Origin of the sequence: Leptolyngbya sp. GGD, assembly GCF_026735145.1 — a bacterium.
Classification (GTDB): Bacteria; Cyanobacteriota; Cyanobacteriia; order Leptolyngbyales; family Leptolyngbyaceae; genus Leptolyngbya; species Leptolyngbya boryana.
Map to the genome: position 1 here is coordinate 721,791 of NZ_JAPQKE010000001.1, position 17,192 is coordinate 738,982.

The following is a 17,192-nucleotide window of genomic DNA, read 5'->3' on the forward strand; positions in this document are numbered from 1 at the left end:
TCTCCCTAATTGCCCAACTTATTGCCCCAACTCTCTTGATCGCTCTGTCGCCACCTTCACTGCCTGAATAAACGCCGATCGCACCCCATTTCTCTCTAACTCTCCAATTCCCGCGATCGTCGTTCCCCCCGGACTCGTCACTCGATCTTTCAAGACTCCCGGATGAATTCCCTCTTCGTCTAAAAGCTGCGCGGTTCCTTTGACGGTTTGAATTGCCAATTCCATCGCGATCGCTCTGGGCAATCCTGCTGCCACACCACCATCTGCTAACGCTTCAATCACGATCGCAATATATCCCGGCCCCGATCCCGACAATCCTGTGACTGCATCCAGCATCGACTCTGGCACTTCTACGACTTTGCCAACGGTGCCTAAAATCTCAGTGGCTTGCTCTAGATGATGTTTCTCAGCATGTTGACCGCCCGCGATTGCAGTCATGCCCGCTCCAACTGCGGCTGGCGTATTCGGCATCGCTCGAATCACAGGCTGCCCTGGAAACGCTGCCTCCAACTGCTTCAAGGTTGTTCCTGCCAAAATCGAAATCACTAACGCCGATCGCGTTTGTCCTGCTAACTCCTGAGCAACTTTGGGAAAAATCTGAGGCTTAACTGCCAGCAGTACGATCTCCGACTCTGCCGCTTGCCGATTCTCATTCGTGACGTGAACGTTGTACTGTTGCGCTAAAAGTTCCTGTCTCGCTTGAGAAGGCTCACTCACAACGATCGCGTCTGCCTCAAACACCTTCTGAGCAACAAGGCGGGACAAGAGCGCTTCGCCCATCATCCCGCCGCCAATCATGCCAAATTTTCTAACCAATCTACTGCCCTCGCACGAAATGGATAAGAGGGCTACAGATCTACCATATCTTTCGCCCTTGATCCAGTGCTGCAATTAACCTTGAACAGCTCTTGGTTCAGCCCCCCAAGCCGGAGTCGGAGTCGAGGTACGCGGGCGAGCCGGAGCAGGCTGAGGCACTTCATTCAAGACACCTGCTTGCGTACTGACTTGCACACAGCTTGGCGTAAACAAGAAGATGCTTTCGCCAATGCGCTCTTGATGACCGTCGATCGCGTAAGTTCCACCTGCCACGAAGTCAACTGCGCGTTGAGCTTGATCCGGATCCATAATGGTCAAATTCAGCACCACAGACTTGCGCTCACGCAAAGCCTGAATCACTTGCGGCATTTCTTCAAACGTGCGGGGTTCAACCACCACAACTTCCGAAATTCCATTTGCAGCACCGGGCATTCCAATCACATTGTTCATAGCAGTTCCTACACCAGTTGTTTCATTACCAATTCCCACAGCTCGACTGCGAAAACGATCCCGTCGCGATTGGGGTTCTTCAGCTGCTGCTGTAGGAGCAGGCGCGGGAGCCGCCTCTTCTTGATAGAGAGACTGATACTCTTGCCCGTCCATCTCGTCATATTCGTATTCGTACTCAACCGGTTCGTTGAGTCCGACAAAATCACGTAATTTGCTGAAAATACTCACTGTTCACGCTCCATCCGAATAAGTTCGAGTTTTCTGAAAAGTTACGGTCAAATCATTGAGAGTAGCAGAGTCACCACTGAATTCAATTTGATTACTGGATTGTCATTTCCAAGCTGCTTTGCCGGAAAGCAAATTCAATTTTGTTGTTTGACAGCTTAGATAAGTTCTTATACTGCTGCACAAATAACGAGATTGATGAATTAGTATACATCCAGCCATCAGAGTTGCATACTTTCCTTGGAGTTTTTTGCCCTCCGGGTGCAATTGTATCGATACTTTTGAAAGTTGGATCAATTTTCCGAAATTTTCTTTGAATTTTGTTGCAATTCGGAGCCGTAAACCCTTCCAGCCACTCCAAACTGTTGAGATTTCCGCATTGATCGCCTAGCACCAAGAATTTTCCTGATCGAAAAAGCGATCGCTTTTCATTAGAATTCCGGCGTATATATCCAGTCTGATGTAACCTAGCCAATTAAAATACAAGCCAAATTTATCGCTTCACTTTGCGAGAATTCACCAGAAGGCTTAGTAGTATTTGTTACTAGCCGGAATCATATATTTGCAGTTTCAATTCGTTAGGCATGATTTCACTGCTCGCGGACTATATACGCTCTCATAGATATTGAAAATTGGCACAACATTTTAGCGTCTTGCCCCGAATAAGAGCCGTCCTGGGCGAATCATTGTTGCACCTGCTTGTAGGGCTAAACCATAGTCATCTGACATGCCCATTGAAAGCTGATCCAGTTGAAGATGGCTCTGAATCTGAATCTTTTCTGCCAACTCTTTTGCCTGCTGAAAAACTTTCAATGTTTCAGATGGCTCTAGATCAAGGGGCGGAATAACCATTAAGCCCCGAATCTGCAAATTCGGTAAAGCAGCAAGCTGGGGCAACGCTTGCCAAAGTTCCTCCACTGAGAATCCTGCTTTATTGGGATCGCTTAACAGCTTCACTTGCAAACAAATCTGCGGATGACGATTTTGTTCTTGCGCCAAACGATCGAGCCTTTGTGCCAATTTCAAGCTATCCACTGATTGAATCCAGTCAAACAACTCGATCGCGCTTTTCGCCTTATTACTCTGTAAGTGCCCAATCAAATGCCAAGTCACATCAGTGAGATCAGCCAGTGCTGCGCGTTTTACTTCCGCTTCCTGCACGCGATTCTCGCCAAAATCTCGAATTCCGGCAGCATAGGCTGCTCGCATTGCCTCAATCGAAACCGTTTTCGTCACGGCAATGACTCGAACCTGGGGTGGAATTGAGGCGCGAAATTGGGCAATACGATCGATCAAATCGGTCATTGGAAGGTGCGTTTATGGATTATCTGAAGTTGATCGTACTCCTTGTTCATCCCGGTTCGTCGTAAGATTCTCATGCGAGCTTCAACGAGCATCTTCGCATCGGTGCGTCCGATCGGCTCAAATTCCAATCCGTCAGAACTGTTAAACACCAAGAAGAATAATCTTTGCGCGTAAAGCGTACTGAATAATTCTCGATTCTCTTCCACCAAACACACCCGGAAGAGCAACCCAAATGTTGGGTGATTTAGATAATTCTCTGTATCCATTTACAGTCCATAAGAAACAAGTGGATAATTTGCTATAGGATTCACAGATTGTAATCATCAATTGCAACAATTTATCTCGTTTGTGATGAATTGAGTAAATTATCGACCGCAAAACCAGGTGGAAAAGCGTCGTAGTGAATAGACCCAAATCTGTTAGATGTCTGAAATTATCTTGATTGCCGCGATCGCGCAAACCAATGGGGTCATTGGCGATCGTGGTCAACTCCCGTGGTCAATTCCTGAAGATCTCAAACGGTTCCGACAACTCACGCTGCATCATACCGTTATTATGGGTCGAAAAACTTGGGAATTTGATCTCCGAAAACGTCCCCTCCCTGACCGTCGAAATATTATCATCTCTTCGCAGAGTTTACAGGCAGATGGAGTGGAATTTGTGCGATCGCTGTCGCAAGCCTTGGAATGTACAGATGCGAAACGATTTATCATCGGTGGTGCATCGATTTATCGGCAGGCTTTAGATGTGGTCGATCGTATGGAGTTAACGATCGTCGAAGGCAATTATTCCGGTGATGTGTTCTTTTGCGAATGGCGCGATCGTCTTTCAGATTTTGAATTGCTGAACCTCGATCAGCAAGATGGATATCGCTTTGAAACCTATCAGCGCCTCGTACCCACTTGAAAATATTTGTGTAATACCGAATCAATTTATTAGCGCGACAGATCCTTTGCCTCCTAACTCCCCAATAAAAAAGCCCGATGACTAATGCCATCGGGCTTGCAACCAAAGAACTTTAAACCTTATCGAATGTATTCCTTCAGAACGCTATTCCGATTCGGGTGACGTAGTTTTCTCAACGCCTTCGCCTCGATTTGACGAATCCGTTCGCGAGTCACATTGAAGATTTGCCCGATCTCTTCGAGGGTCTTCATCCGACCGTCGTCTAAACCGTAACGCAGGCGCAACACGTCTTTCTCACGGGGGCTGAGTGTTGCCAAAACGCCTTCGAGATCTTCACGGAGCAAATTCTTAGAAACTTGATCTTCCGGAGTTTCGCCATCCGATTCGATAAAGTCACCCAAGCGAGAATCTTCTTCTTTCCCGATCGGCGTTTCCAACGAAATCGGCAACTGAGCAGACTTAGCAATGAAACGCAGCTTCTCAATGGTCATTTCCATCCGAGTTGCGATTTCTTCTTCAGTCGGCTTGCGTCCCATTTCTTGAGACAACAATTTCGTTGTCTTCTTAATTCTAGAAATGGTTTCGTACAAGTGAACCGGAAGGCGAATCGTTCTCGACTGATCCGCGATCGCTCGCGTAATCGCCTGACGAATCCACCAAGTCGCATACGTCGAGAATTTGTACCCTTTTTCGTGGTCAAACTTCTCAGCCGCCCGAATCAGACCCAAGCTGCCTTCTTGAATCAAATCTTGGAACGACAAGCCGCGATTCATATACTTCTTCGCGATCGATACAACCAGTCGCAGGTTCGACTGCACCATCTTATCTTTGGCGCGACGACCCAAATGCAGGCGATGTCGGAACTGTTGCAGCGGCATTTTGACTTCTTGTGCCCAATCTGCGTCGGTTGGTTCGCGATCTAACTTATCTGCAAGTCGGAACCGAATCCGCTCGAGTTCGAGCAAATCAGCAATCTTCCGTGCCAATTCGATCTCTTCGTCGGCGCGCAACAGGCGAATCCGACCAATTTCTTGCAAATACAACCGGATCGAATCTTCGGTGTAATGCTTTTTCTTAGCTTGAGTCCGGCGACGAGTGGCACGTCCCTTACCGGGTTTCCCCTCTTCATCGTCATCCGCTTGATCGGAATCGTCGAGATCCTCAAGGTCGTCTAGATCTACGTCTACGTCTAGCACTTCTGAAGGGTCGAATGCTTCTTCAACAAGTAAGTCTTTGGCTTGGGTCATGCCGCGTTCCTCATGCTCCTTAAGTAATGAAGTAAAATGTCCCAGCACTGAAATTCCAGAGGCTGATCTGGTCGATGCAGTCTAACTGACCAGAGGCGACGATCTTCGCGAGAAACCTCTCACGATTCAATCTGGCTGGTATGCAGTAGAGCGATCGCGTCAATGATCATTCAAAATCTCTTGCCACTTTTATTTTCCGAGGAAATACGGTTGGCATCTCGCGATTTTTTGAGATCATTATTTCTAAATGTTTGGAATGTCTCCCCGATTGTAGCCTTTCTCACAAAAGTTGCACCCTCTTTCTGATTTCTTTATTTGCAATTTTGGTTAAATGTGCTGTGCTTGGCGTTCACGTTGCCATTTCGATAGAGCGCATTACCGTTGATGTAGCGGCTCTTTTGTTGGGTTTGCACAGGCATTCTCCAGATTGCAGAAGATTGGGGTCTCTTGCAGGGGGCATCGAATCTAATTTAAATCTAGCGCAAAATCTTGATGTAATCTCCGCTTAATTTCTTGATGCGTCCTCCAAAAGATGTAAATCTATCTATCTCTGTTGATAACGGTAGCCGATCTTTTGAAGACTGAAACATACCAAAGATTAGCTTAATTAATCAGGGTACTCACCAGAATTGGGGATTGAATTCGACGAAAAGCGTGAAATTACCGAGATCTGATGCCACTTAATTATAGATAACGAGGATTTATTGTTCGTCAGCTTTCTCTGATGAACAGGGACAGAGAATCAGATATTTTTATACCTTTCTAAAGATAAATTAGAGAAATCTGTCAATGGGCAGATCTCAAACAGGATGACAGTAGTGTCGGGCAGAGGCGGAGTGAATTAAGGAGAACAGAACCTCAGTACTGAGGGGTTTGACCAAGAACCCATCTACGTCTGGTCGTTGTTCTTGATGGAGCCAGCTTGGAGAATCGGTTTCGGTGACGATGACAAGGGTTGTGCGATCGGCATTAGAGAGCAGTCTGAGTTGATGAATGACGGTTTCGGAGCGGAGATGCTCTTGCAAAATGATCAAGCAAGGGGGATTCTGAGTAACCTTCGCAAGCGCTTGATCGGCGTTCTCTACAATTTCAACGTCGAGTACTACTTGTTGAAGTAACGATTCCAATCCGTCTAATTCTTCAAGTTGAGGAGCTAACAGTAGGATATAAGTGGACGGAAAAACCATGACAGAGTTACAAAGCTAGAGTTTTAATATAGCGGCTGCCGAATTGGGTTCTTTTTAGATGAAATTCGCTGAAAATCTTTCAAGGATTGGGTTTGAATCCTCATTTATTGTTTTTTATGCTTCGGTTTTTCTTAGCTTTTAAGCTTTTAGAAATCTTTCCTGTAAACTTTATAGAACGAATCTTCAATTTCCTTAGAAACACTCAGACTGGTCATTCACTAAAAAAGATGAATTCTGAAGGTTATCTGCGCTACAAATGGCTTACACCAATACTTTCAAGAATCGTTGAGCAAAAATCTAGTCGATCTTAGATGCAATCGACGATCCATTTTTTTAGATTTCATCACAACTTTATTCATCAATGAATGGAAGATTACTTTCATTTAGATTTAAGCTTTTATTCATGATTTCAAGCACTTATTTTGAATTGTTTTCTTAATAGTTTTGATAGAATTCTCTTCCTGATGCTGTTGCGAATTTTGGATAGCCTGCTTCGATCAAGGCGCGATCGCGAATTCGGCAAGAGTCACAGATTCCACAAGGTTCGGTTTCGCCTTGATAGCATGACCAAGTTTTCTCGATCGGCACGCCTAATTTCACCGCCCGTTTCACAATGTCGGTCTTGGAATCGGTAATCAAGGGTGCAATTAATTTCGGCGCATTCCCTTCTAATCCTGCTTTAGACGAGAGTTGAGCGAGCGTCTGAAACGCGGCAAGATATTCAGGACGGCAATCTGGATAACCTGAATAATCGATAGCATTAATGCCTAAATAGATTGCTGCTGCGTTTTGAGCTTCTGCCAAAGACAGCGCGATCGCAATAAACACCGTGTTTCGTCCGGGGACATAAGTAATCGGAATCTCATCGGGCTGAACACCTGCGATCGGAACTTCAATGGCTGAATCTGTTAAGGCTGATCCTCCCCACTGAGCAAGGTTGACATCCACAATGAAGTGCTGCAGGAGGTGCAAATGTTGAGCAATGTCCTGAGCAGATTGGAGTTCGCGATCGTGGCGCTGACCATAGCGAAATGAAAGCGCGATCACATCATATCCATCTGCGATCGCTTGGGCAGCGACGGTTGCTGAATCTAGACCACCGGACAATAAAACAACGGCTTTCGGCATCGCGACTGATTGAACAACGACTTACGTCCTTTTTACCATTTCGTCTCTCTGTTGCCTGCCTGCTCACATGTTTGCTTAATCTTGCTCACCGTTTTTATGAACAGCTCGATTCATCGAGCGGGATAGATGCGGATTGAGCTGCCAGTGCGGAAGGAGTCGTGAACTCAAAACTAGGACGCAACTGATAGGCATGAAGTTGCTCCTGTAGCGATTGAGCGACGGAAGAGACAAATAAGTCTGGACAGCGAAAGGAAATGTAATCTAACGCGATCGCGATCTGTAAACTTGCTACATCTGGTCGCTGTTGGGCTGAAAAGCTCGGTAAATCTTGAACCGATAAAGTTTGTAAGACTCGCGTCAGTCCTCGTTCCGTCTGTTCAATCAAAGGATGGGGAGGCAGATCCGCTGGAGCATAGCGTTTTAGACTGGTATGACGAAAAGCAGTTTCCAGCAGCATTTTACCCAAGGCTAATCGCTGCAATTCTTGTAAAGAGGACGATTGTGCGATCGAAGATTGAATCAGATAGCGAACAATAATACTACTTTCATATAAAGCTTCAGTTTGACTGATCTGCAAAACTGGAACTGTAGAGAATGGATTCACCCTGGTTAGCATTTCGGGAGTTTCCCACGGGTTGACCCAGATTAATTCCAAATCAGAAATTGCATATTCTAGAGCGCAAACTAATACCCATCGGGCAAAGGGAGAAGTCGTATTCAGATAAAGTTTCATCGCTTAAATGGACTCTGGAGAACGAATCGAGGAAGGTTGAGGAATACACAGGATACAAACCGTCGAGATGACCAGCGCGATCGCACTAATTGCGTACAGAGGAAGATAAGAACTCACCTGCCGCAGTAGAATTGCCATCCCCATCCCTGCGATCGCCTGCGTCAAAGCAAACGAGAACGTCATCGCTCCCCAAGCCCGATGATGTTCCTGTGTACCCACTAACTGCAAACAATACGTCGAAACCAGTGTCACAATCCCTGGCGTAAACATCCCAACTAAAAACGCAGAACCATGCAACATCCAAAGCTTTTGTGTCAACAGAGGTATCATAACCCCCAGTGCTTTCAGCCCAAAACCTAGCACCAAGCACCGACGCACTCCCAACCGATCTCCCATCACTCCGGTCAAGAGCGGGCCGACAGCCGCACCAATGCCGAATAATGCCCAGGACAGTCCTCCTGATGCCAGTGAGAACCCTAAATCTCGAACTAGAAAATCAACCCAGAACAAGGTATGCGGCAAAAAACCGACCGCATTCAGCGCATAGGCAATCAAGAGACACCCGATTCCCCGGTTCAGAGAGTGCGATTTCATCACAGGCGGAGTCACCGTGGAGGGATTTGGAGCAACATCCAGCTCAGCCCAGGTTTTCCAGGTCATCAGTGTTAGCCCAGCGCAAGCTAGCCCCATCGCCACCCAAGCAACCTTGATATGAATCTGTACCAATACTGGAATCAGCAGTCCAGACAAGGCAGCACCTAACCCAATCCCCGAAAAGATGACTCCAGCAACGCGACTCCGCCTGTCCTGGCGAACGTGGGGAAGAACCATAGGAGCAGCCAAAATCATCAAGATCGCTCCACCCACGCCTGAAAGAAATCGCCAACTATAAAACCATCCAAACCCCATTTGCGGAAAAGCACAGGCAAAGTAGCTGCTAGAACAACACAGCATCGCTATCCGCATCAAAGTTGCACGGTTTACTTGCGAGCCAAAACGCCGAATCAGGAAAGGACCCAATAGATAACCTAATAATGCTGCAACGCCAAATTGGGCTGCTTCTTCTTGAGAAAACCAGTTAGCTTGAATCAGCACAGGCATCAGTGTGATGTAAGCAAATCGCCCAATACCGTTACCTGTAAAGGTTGCCGCTAAACCAGCGAACCAAAAGTTCGATCGATAAAAACTCTTCACTTGATGACTGGAGGTATAGAGTGCAATCAAATTAACGCTGATACAGCGACTGAACCTGACTTGGTGATTGTGAGTTGATCACGCAGTGCTTGGACAACGCGATCGGCATCTAAGAGCGCTGTCGAATTGACAAACGGACGCGGCAAGATGAACGTGTAAAATTTAGGTCCTTCGATCGGCGTGCCTAAAACCCAAAAGTTCGGATATACAACATTCGCTGGACTAATCAGATTCAGATCGCTGGAGACATCTAAACCACCCGGATGAAACTGCCCATTCATAAAAGGGCGAGAGATTCCATCTGCAATCAACTGGCGAAGCAGGGGGTTCTCACTGGCTTGAGGAGGAGGCATCGCAATTCGAGAACGAATTAACGCGTGGGCTTCAACCTGCTCAAACATGCCTTGAATCACGAATCGCCGCCGAGTTTGATCAAACTGACAGCGTGGATGAGGTCCTAAATCAAGTTTGAGAATTCCGGCGGATTGCAGGGCAAGCATTTCTTCAAGTCTTGCTTTGGGTGGACCAACTGCTAGGCGATTCATAACAGGAAGAAAGGTCTGGACAAACCAACGGTGACTGTCTTCAGTCAGTCCCCCAAAATCAACGACGTAGCGCAAATTATCTCGCAGATCTCGCAGCACATCGCAAGCTGCTTTAAACGGGTTCGAGAGATTGCCTTCGTTCGCGGAACTTAAATCCTCGTGCAAGTAGCTGTCTAACCAGGTTTTGTAGTGCTCATATGTCGATAAGCTTTGAGAGGGAATTGGATTGACTAAGCGCTGCCAGTCAAAGTGCTGATGCAATGGAATCTCAGCAGCGATCAGCGATCGCCGTTGTCTCTGTGTGGCAGCAAGATAGGAATTCGAGAACTGATGAGCAGCAGTAAAACCTTTGTGTTTTTGCACATAAGTTCTGCTGTATACGAATTCCATATCTGCTAAGAGCAATGGGAGAACTTGCGTTTGAAAATCAAGTTGTCCATGTTTTGCTTTGAGTTGAGCGATCGCTGATCGGGTGAGAAAGCGAGCTTGATACTGCTCACGCACTTCTTTCTCATTCCGGGCGCGCGCCGTAATCGGCAGCCCGGATCTGGCAAAGCCAATCATTTTTGGTTCCTGACCCGAAGCTTGATAGCAGACTTGACCATTTTGCTCGCGATTAAATTTACCGCCTCGTCCGATCGTCAGCATCGAGATCACATCACACGCTGAGAGTCCTAGACCTTCGATCGCGACCGTTTCATCAGGCTGAATTCCTTGAACCGCTGGATCTAGAGGATAGACCGGAAACAATCGCTGTTCGGATTGCTCTGGAGTTAATGGCTCCTGCTCATGACCTGTGGTGAGAAAAGTGTATCGAACAAAATGAGTGTCACCCGACTCATCTTTTAATTTCCAGATTGTCCCTTCTGAAGCTGCGATCGGCGATGCTGCGACGACATACTTTGAAACTGTGACAATCTTAACGGTGGTGGGTGCTAAGCTGCACAAGTAGTCAAAGCTCCAGGCTAAATACTCTCCCAGTCGCTTTCTTGGATAGTAGGCATTTGGATCAGGGGGAGAACTAGAGCGATCTCGATCGCAAAGCCATTCATAGAAGGAAGGACCTGCAAGCTGAAATCCTGAGCCTTGAACAGTTGGATCAGAAAAGACAGTGATTTGACTGGCAATTGTATTCACCAACAAATGTTCGGGCTGATGGACTGAGTGGCAGCCCGCACCAAAGGGATCACGATCGAAAACCTTAACAACAATCGGAGCTAAAAACTGATCGGCTCTGGCGAATGCAACAATTCGTTCTAAAACACTTAAGCCTCTAGCGCCTGCACCAATAATCGCAATCAGATCTCCCGTGGTATCTGCCTGATTCAGTGAGTTTATCTTCATTCGATCGTCTTACGGTTGTTAGACATCCTATGGCTCAATCGGGAACTGCTCTCATCTTTAGCTCGAACTCAATAATGCCCACGCCAGGGATGCTTTAACCAGGCAATCTATGTATTTAGTATAAAGAAGTACTTCTAATACAAGGTGTCCGTATGATGGTTAAGTAGAGGATTTGCCTGATAAATTATGGTGATTACAATTCTGGAACCCAGAGTATAATTCGTTGAATTCAGTACTCATTTGGTATATTCAAATGCTTCAAACTCCTCCTACCATTGCAGAACTAAAGCAAGGTGACTTAGCGGTGGTTGTTGCCGATCAGCAAGGAAATGTGGTTGATGTCAATTCACACTTTGAACGCATTTTTGGGTGGACATCAACAGAAATTATTGGACAACCGCTCACCGTAATTCTCCCGCCATTTTTTCAAGATGCTCACAACTTAGGATTTGCACGCTTTTCAGCAACGGGACACTCAAAAGTCCTGAATCACCCCTTAAACCTAAAGGCTGTCACGAAAGACAATCAAGAAATTGAGTCTGAGCATTTTATCGTTGCAGAAAAGCAGGGCGAACAATGGTTATTTGCAGCAACTTTGCGTCCACTATAACGATCATCGAGCCTGAGTGTAGAAGTAGATGTTGGGGGAGAAAATCCTTGCTGCAATGCACTTAAGCATCCTTAACACGGAATTAAAGTAGATGGCTAACGAAGATTATCAGTTGAGACACCTTCGTTCTACCCTCAGTAAGATGGAAATCGCTCTTAGTGCTGTTAAGGAGTGCATTGTCTGGACAGATGGTAAGGGGCGAATTAAGTGGTGCAATGAAGCATTAGAGGTGCTTTTGGGTCAACCGAGGTTGATGCTGTTGAGTGCTTCACTTGCGCATAAGCTTCCACTCTGGCTAGAAGGCGAAGCTGTGGAAATGAGCCAGCATCCTGTCACGATCGCTTTAGAAACCCATCAAAGTGGAACACAGTGTTATGAATTTCAAGCGTCTGAGCAAACGCATATTCTAGAGATTTCCTGGGCATTTGTTGAAATCGATCAGCAGGGTATCTTGGAGCATGAAGAGGGGTCAGTATTAGTTTTGCGAGATGTAACTCAGCAATATCTAGCAGAGCGTCAACTCCAAGGCAGCAAAAAACACCTAGAAGAACAGGTCGCTCAGCGAACTCAAGAATTACGTGAAACCAATACTCGTTTGCAAAGAGAGTCAGAACAATTACAACGATTGCTGAGAGAATTACAGGACACGCAGGCTCAACTGATTCAAGCTGAAAAAATGTCTTCTTTAGGGCAGCTCGTAGCAGGCGTTGCTCATGAAATTAACAACCCGGTTTCTTTTATCTATGGCAATCTCTCGCACTTACAAGGATACATCGCTGATATTCTCCACATCTTGCATCTCTATCAACAGCATTATCCAAATCCTGTCATAGAAATTCAGGAGGCTTCAGATGACGCAGACCTTGACTTTATTCAAATAGATTTGCTGAAGATTCTAGACTCGATGCAGATTGGAACAGATCGGATTCAAGAAATCGTTTTGTCGCTCCGTAATTTTTCTCGACTTGATGAAGCTGAGTTCAAAAGAGTCGATCTGCATGAGGGAATTGAAAGTACGCTCTTAATTTTGCAGCATCGCTTGAAACAACAGCCCAACCGTCCAGAAATTCAAATCGTGCGCCACTACGGGCAACTCCCTCAGGTTGAATGTTTGGCAGGGCAACTCAATCAAGTCTTTATGAATCTTCTCAGTAATGCGATCGATGCTTTAGAAGAAGTCAGCCAACCTCAAATTACAATTCAAACCTGCGTGATCGGAGATTCAGTGGAAATTACGATCGCAGATAATGGTTCTGGCATCTCTGAAACAGTTCGAGCAAAAATCTTCAATCCGTTTTTCACAACCAAACCGATTGGCAAAGGTACAGGCATGGGACTGTCAATTAGCTATCAGTTGATTGTAGAAAAACATCACGGGAAGCTAGAGTATTTCTCCCGTGAAGGAGAAGGTGCTGAGTTTTTGATCCGAGTTCCAATTCACCAGCGGATTCACTCTCAAATCTAATTTTTCAAAGCTATGGTTATCGTTGGGCAAGTTGGGGAGCACGTCCTGTTAAGCCGGACATAATGCGAAAGACCAGAGATCGTATCGGCGGGATATTCTGCAAAAACCATAAGCTAAACCGACGGAGTTGAACAATCGGAAAAATCTGATTCGAGAATGTCCGATTGAGGATGTCGGTAATGCTCAAGATGATGAGATTTTCCCACTGTCGCCAGCGCTCATATCGCCGCAACACTTTCAAACTGGCAATGTCTTCACCGCGTTTTTGTGCAGTTTGTAGAACTTGAGCCAGCGCTGCCGCGTCTCGAATTCCCATGTTGATGCCTTGTCCTCCTAAGGGATGACAACTATGAGCGGCATCGCCAATTAATGCGAGTTGCGGCAGGACATAGCGCCGACTGTGCATGAGTTGAATCGGGAATAGATAACGGTTTCCTTCGATTTGGGGTGTGCCAAATTTTGAGCCGTAGCGCTGTTGGAACGTTTCGATAAATTGACGATCGTCTAATGCCACTAATTTCTCAGCTTCGGCTCTGTTGGTTGTCCAAACAATTCGATAGCGATCATCGGTCAGAGGCAAAATTCCAGAAGGGCCTGTACTCCAAAACCATTCATAGGCTGTGTTGTCGTGAGGTGATTCGAGTTTGAGCGTGGCAACAACGCAAGCTTGCCCGTACTGCCAGCCAAATGTTTTGATTCCGGCTTGTTGACGGAGGGGCGATCGTGATCCATCCGCTGCAATAACTAAATGCGCTCGGATCTGCTGGATCTCTCCATTTAGCATCACATCAAGGGTTGCTCCGTTCGCTTGAAATTCAGTTTTCACGACTTTAGCAGGGCAGAACAACTCGACATTCGAGCAAGATTTGAGCAATTGATGCAGTGCGGAAATTAATACGCGATGCTCAGCGACATAGCCGAGCGTTTCTGTCCCAATGTCATTGGGTGCAAACTTCACAGCATTGGGAGAATTTGCATCGGTTAACTGAACCCGCTTGTAGGTTTCGACCTGAGAGCGAATTTCTTGCCAAATGCCCATACCTTCAAAAATTCGACTGGAGAGGAGCGAAATTGAGTAGGCTTGAGCGCGGGATACAGCTTGCGATGTGAGTTCGGCTTCGATCAGTGCAATTCGGAATCCGGAATCTTTCAAGGCACAAGCGAAGGTTGTCCCGACAACTCCGCCTCCGACGATCGCAATATCAAATTCAGGCAATTGCATATCTGAGCGCACGATACGAAACTTTACATCCTATTGTCGCGTAGAGTTCCAAGACGAGCAAGTGCGATCGGCAATTTCTTCTGCCTCACATTTTAGGGAAAATTCCGTAATTGCGCTGAGATACGATTTGAGTAATTTTGAGAATCACCCAGTCAGGCGAACGTTGTGGGCGAAGTGCAGGAGAGGGTAAAACTTTATTCTATTCATCGAATAGAGCACAGATACCCCGAAGGGCGATGGATGGGGGCATCCATCGCCCTTCGGGGCTTTTTTTTAGAAGTTGAGAGTTCACAGGGCTGCCAACATCAGGTCTTCAGCAATGTCGAAGTTGGCGGTGGCGTTCTGAACGTCATCTAAGCTATCGAGTGCGTCCATGAGTTTGAGGAGCGATCTCGCATGATCAGGGTCGGTAATTTCGATCGTATTTTGAGGAATCCAACGCAGTTCGACCTGGGCTACGGTATACCCTTGTTCTTTCAAAGCTTGGCTGAGCGCTTCTAAATTTCCGACTTCGGTAAACACTTCTGCAGCTTGACCGTCCTCTGTTTCAATCAATTCATAGGCATCTGCACCGCCTTCAAGACAGGCTTCGAGAAGTGCGTCTTCGTCAATTTCTACTGCTTCGAGCTTACGACCTCGTTTCTGAGGAGCAAAGGACAGTTCGACAATTCCCTTTTGCTCAAACATCCAGTTCACGCAGCCAGTTTCACCTAAGTTTCCGCCGTTTTTGCTAAATGCCTCTCTCAAATCAGCCGCAGTTCGATTGCGGTTATCGGTTAGCGCTTCGATTAAGACAGCAACTCCGCCTGCCCCGTAACCTTCATACTGAATTGCTTCGAGTGGCGCATCTGTCCCGAGTTTGCCAGCACCTTTAGCGATCGCTCTTTCGATATTGTCGTTTGGGATTCCGGCGGCTTTGGCTTTCTCGATCGCCGTTCTCAACTGAAAATTGCCTGTGGGGTCAGGCACACCATTTCGAGCCGCTACAATAATTTCGCGCGAAACCTTGGTAAAGACATTGGCTCTTTTCGCGTCTACTCTCGCTTTTTGCCGCTTAATATTTGCCCACTTACTATGTCCTGCCATAACCTGAAAATCGAAACGGTGCGATTCTTAGGATATCGGATGAGCAGAAATTTCGGCTAGGATTTGCCGCCTGTGAAGGTGACACCTTGAATGAAATAGCGATTGAAAAAGGCATAGATTGCGAGAGCGGGCAGAGTGAAGACCATTGAGGCTGCCATGATGTAATTCCAGTAAGTAATGTATTGACCTTTGAATGCATTTAGACCGATTGGTAAAGTAAACATTTCGGGGTTAGACATGACGACTAGTGGAAGCAAGAATTCATTCCACGACCCCATAAAAATAAAAATAGTTTGTGCCGCAAGTGCAGGTTTTGCAAGCGGTAAAACAATTTGAAAGAATGTCTCAAATCGATTCAGTCCGTCCAGTTCAGCAGCTTCTTCTAACTCTTTTGGAAAGTTAATAAAAAACTGTCGCATCATGAAAATGAATGTGGCATTAACGGCGGTTGGAATAATTAAACCCTGGTAGGAATTCAGCCAGCCTAATGATTTGAGAATGAGAAATTTTGGTAAGAGTGTAATTTGAGCCGGGACAACTAATACAGCCAGAATTAGAAAGAAAAATAAGCGATTTCCTGGAAATCGAATTCGAGCCAGAGCATAGCCTGCCATTGAATTAAATAAAAGATTGAAAGCTGTGACGATCGCAGCTACGATCGCGCTATTTAATAGCCATCTCCCGAACAAAGGTTCGCGCGAAAAAATCTGCTGATAATTCTCGAATGTAAAATTTTTTGGAATAAAGTTTGAGCCGCTCCCGGAAATTTCAGCAAGGGGCTTGAATGAAGCAGAGAGTGCCCAGAGAAAGGGGATAAAAGTGACGATCGCATAAAGAATGAGTCCCGCATACATTACCCAAATTAGCCATTTTGTTTTCATGAATCTAATCTCTCTTCTTTAAATAAAGCGCGCTGAATCAAAGTTGCAGTCATGATCACCAAAGCAAGAATTAGAGTTAATGCCAGCGCATATCCCATGTCTAAACTTTTGAAGGCGTACTGATAAATCAAAAGAACAATGGTTAAAGTTGCATTGTCAGGGCCACCCGATCCGTTTGAGAAAATATAAGACTGATCAAATAGTTGAAATGTCCCAATAATTCCCATCGTGATCACAAAGAATGTGACAGGTTTTAGAAAGGGCAATGTGATACACCAAAACTTTTCCCAGGCTGTTGCTCCATCAATTGAAGCGGCTTCATATAAGCTCTCCGGGATGTCTTGAAGTGCGGCTAAATAAATCACCATAAATAGCGGAGCAGTTGCCCAAATATTCATCAACATGATGCCTTTGAGTGCAACTTGTGGATCGCCTAACCAGTTGTAAGTCGGCAGCCCGATCGCGCTTAGAAATCCATTTAGTAATCCGTTCGAGTTGTAAATCCACATGAAAATCAGTGTGAGAACGGCTGATGATGTGACGGTGGGCAGAAAAAAAGCAACTCGAAACCAGCTTTTACCTCGGATCTTTGCATTCAATAACAGTGCTAAAACGAGTGCGAGAATTGTTTGGATCGGTACAACGATCGAGACGTATTGAATCGTATTGAGTAAAGCAATCCGAACTCTTTCATCATCTTGAATTCGGATGAAATTCTTCAATCCTGTAAAGTTGTAATTGACTTCGCCGAGCAATTGAACTTTGTAGAAAGCAAGAACGATCGCGTAAATGACAGGCAGCATCAAAAAGACACCCAAGATAATAATCGTTGGGGTCATAAATGCGTA

17 protein-coding genes are annotated in these 17,192 nt (G+C 45.9%); 3 read left to right on the forward strand and 14 right to left on the reverse strand.

Annotation, left to right across the window (positions count from 1 at the left end):
* Positions 1–18: 18 nt before the first annotated feature.
* From proC to pipX, 4 genes are all read right to left on the reverse strand, one after another.
* Complete coding sequence (proC, locus tag OU814_RS03425; RefSeq protein ID WP_026148928.1) at positions 19–816, reverse strand: pyrroline-5-carboxylate reductase; 798 nt, start codon at positions 814–816, stop codon at positions 19–21.
* A 75-nt stretch (positions 817–891) separates the two neighbouring features.
* Positions 892–1,494 (reverse strand): cell division protein SepF, encoded by a 603-nt coding sequence (locus OU814_RS03430; protein WP_017290481.1) that lies wholly within the window; start codon positions 1,492–1,494, stop codon positions 892–894.
* A 642-nt stretch (positions 1,495–2,136) separates the two neighbouring features.
* The gene (locus OU814_RS03435; RefSeq protein WP_268180480.1) at positions 2,137–2,796 is read right to left on the reverse strand and encodes a YggS family pyridoxal phosphate-dependent enzyme; all 660 of its coding nucleotides are present in this window, start codon (positions 2,794–2,796) and stop codon (positions 2,137–2,139) included.
* A complete protein-coding gene (pipX, locus tag OU814_RS03440) occupies positions 2,793–3,062 on the reverse strand; it encodes a transcriptional coactivator PipX (protein WP_017290478.1) in 270 nt (89 codons plus the stop codon). The genes OU814_RS03435 and pipX overlap by 4 nt, the downstream gene beginning before the upstream one ends.
* Before the next feature lie 157 nt (positions 3,063–3,219).
* Between pipX and OU814_RS03445 the strand changes: the two genes are divergently transcribed.
* Positions 3,220–3,702 (forward strand): dihydrofolate reductase, encoded by a 483-nt coding sequence (locus tag OU814_RS03445; RefSeq protein WP_268180483.1) that lies wholly within the window; start codon positions 3,220–3,222, stop codon positions 3,700–3,702.
* 119 nt (positions 3,703–3,821) lie between these two features.
* Here the strand turns inward: OU814_RS03445 and rpoD are convergent, their stop codons facing one another.
* From rpoD to OU814_RS03475, 6 genes are all read right to left on the reverse strand, one after another.
* Positions 3,822–4,949: an RNA polymerase sigma factor RpoD gene (rpoD, locus tag OU814_RS03450; RefSeq protein WP_017290476.1), complete on the reverse strand. Its 1,128-nt coding sequence runs from the start codon at positions 4,947–4,949 to the stop codon at positions 3,822–3,824.
* An 800-nt stretch (positions 4,950–5,749) separates the two neighbouring features.
* Positions 5,750–6,136, reverse strand: a complete 387-nt coding sequence (locus tag OU814_RS03455; protein WP_017290475.1) for a response regulator — start codon at positions 6,134–6,136, stop codon at positions 5,750–5,752.
* 435 nt (positions 6,137–6,571) lie between these two features.
* Positions 6,572–7,264: a 7-cyano-7-deazaguanine synthase QueC gene (gene queC, locus OU814_RS03460; RefSeq protein WP_268180485.1), complete on the reverse strand. Its 693-nt coding sequence runs from the start codon at positions 7,262–7,264 to the stop codon at positions 6,572–6,574.
* 94 nt (positions 7,265–7,358) lie between these two features.
* Positions 7,359–7,997 (reverse strand): glutathione S-transferase N-terminal domain-containing protein, encoded by a 639-nt coding sequence (locus OU814_RS03465; protein WP_268180487.1) that lies wholly within the window; start codon positions 7,995–7,997, stop codon positions 7,359–7,361.
* 3 nt (positions 7,998–8,000) lie between these two features.
* Positions 8,001–9,191: a YbfB/YjiJ family MFS transporter gene (locus tag OU814_RS03470; protein ID WP_268180489.1), complete on the reverse strand. Its 1,191-nt coding sequence runs from the start codon at positions 9,189–9,191 to the stop codon at positions 8,001–8,003.
* A gap of 26 nt (positions 9,192–9,217) precedes the next feature.
* Entirely contained in the window at positions 9,218–11,080 is a 1,863-nt protein-coding gene (locus tag OU814_RS03475) for an FAD/NAD(P)-binding protein (protein ID WP_268180491.1), read from the reverse strand.
* Between the two features lie 253 nt (positions 11,081–11,333).
* Here OU814_RS03475 and OU814_RS03480 point away from each other — a divergent pair, with 253 nt between their 5' ends.
* Entirely contained in the window at positions 11,334–11,690 is a 357-nt protein-coding gene (locus OU814_RS03480) for a PAS domain S-box protein (protein WP_017290470.1), read from the forward strand.
* Between the two features lie 91 nt (positions 11,691–11,781).
* Positions 11,782–13,155 (forward strand): PAS domain-containing sensor histidine kinase, encoded by a 1,374-nt coding sequence (locus OU814_RS03485; protein ID WP_268180495.1) that lies wholly within the window; start codon positions 11,782–11,784, stop codon positions 13,153–13,155.
* A 16-nt stretch (positions 13,156–13,171) separates the two neighbouring features.
* Here OU814_RS03485 and OU814_RS03490 read toward each other — a convergent pair whose 3' ends face one another.
* From OU814_RS03490 to OU814_RS03505, 4 genes are all read right to left on the reverse strand, one after another.
* A complete protein-coding gene (locus OU814_RS03490) occupies positions 13,172–14,377 on the reverse strand; it encodes an FAD-dependent hydroxylase (protein ID WP_268180497.1) in 1,206 nt (401 codons plus the stop codon).
* A gap of 288 nt (positions 14,378–14,665) precedes the next feature.
* The gene (locus OU814_RS03495; RefSeq protein ID WP_268180498.1) at positions 14,666–15,463 is read right to left on the reverse strand and encodes a YebC/PmpR family DNA-binding transcriptional regulator; all 798 of its coding nucleotides are present in this window, start codon (positions 15,461–15,463) and stop codon (positions 14,666–14,668) included.
* Positions 15,464–15,519: 56 nt separating this feature from the next.
* Positions 15,520–16,344: a carbohydrate ABC transporter permease gene (locus OU814_RS03500; RefSeq protein WP_268180500.1), complete on the reverse strand. Its 825-nt coding sequence runs from the start codon at positions 16,342–16,344 to the stop codon at positions 15,520–15,522.
* Positions 16,341–17,183, reverse strand: a complete 843-nt coding sequence (locus OU814_RS03505; protein ID WP_199329729.1) for a carbohydrate ABC transporter permease — start codon at positions 17,181–17,183, stop codon at positions 16,341–16,343. Before OU814_RS03505 ends, OU814_RS03500 begins: the two co-directional genes overlap by 4 nt.
* Between the last annotated feature and the right edge of the window lie 9 nt (positions 17,184–17,192).

Bases quoted from the DNA above. Each gene is read 5' to 3' on its own strand.
- OU814_RS03505 (WP_199329729.1), bottom strand. From the start codon at position 17,183: ATGACCCCAACGATTATTATCTTGGGTGTCTTTTTGATGCTGCCTGTC.
- OU814_RS03475 (WP_268180491.1), bottom strand. From the start codon at position 11,080: ATGAAGATAAACTCACTGAATCAGGCAGATACCACGGGAGATCTGATT.
- OU814_RS03445 (WP_268180483.1), top strand. From the start codon at position 3,220: ATGTCTGAAATTATCTTGATTGCCGCGATCGCGCAAACCAATGGGGTC.
- OU814_RS03490 (WP_268180497.1), bottom strand. From the start codon at position 14,377: ATGCAATTGCCTGAATTTGATATTGCGATCGTCGGAGGCGGAGTTGTC.
- queC (WP_268180485.1), bottom strand. From the start codon at position 7,264: ATGCCGAAAGCCGTTGTTTTATTGTCCGGTGGTCTAGATTCAGCAACC.
- OU814_RS03485 (WP_268180495.1), top strand. From the start codon at position 11,782: ATGGCTAACGAAGATTATCAGTTGAGACACCTTCGTTCTACCCTCAGT.
- OU814_RS03500 (WP_268180500.1), bottom strand. From the start codon at position 16,344: ATGAAAACAAAATGGCTAATTTGGGTAATGTATGCGGGACTCATTCTT.
- rpoD (WP_017290476.1), bottom strand. From the start codon at position 4,949: ATGACCCAAGCCAAAGACTTACTTGTTGAAGAAGCATTCGACCCTTCA.
- OU814_RS03480 (WP_017290470.1), top strand. From the start codon at position 11,334: ATGCTTCAAACTCCTCCTACCATTGCAGAACTAAAGCAAGGTGACTTA.
- OU814_RS03435 (WP_268180480.1), bottom strand. From the start codon at position 2,796: ATGACCGATTTGATCGATCGTATTGCCCAATTTCGCGCCTCAATTCCA.
- pipX (WP_017290478.1), bottom strand. From the start codon at position 3,062: ATGGATACAGAGAATTATCTAAATCACCCAACATTTGGGTTGCTCTTC.
- OU814_RS03465 (WP_268180487.1), bottom strand. From the start codon at position 7,997: ATGAAACTTTATCTGAATACGACTTCTCCCTTTGCCCGATGGGTATTA.
- OU814_RS03495 (WP_268180498.1), bottom strand. From the start codon at position 15,463: ATGGCAGGACATAGTAAGTGGGCAAATATTAAGCGGCAAAAAGCGAGA.
- OU814_RS03455 (WP_017290475.1), bottom strand. From the start codon at position 6,136: ATGGTTTTTCCGTCCACTTATATCCTACTGTTAGCTCCTCAACTTGAA.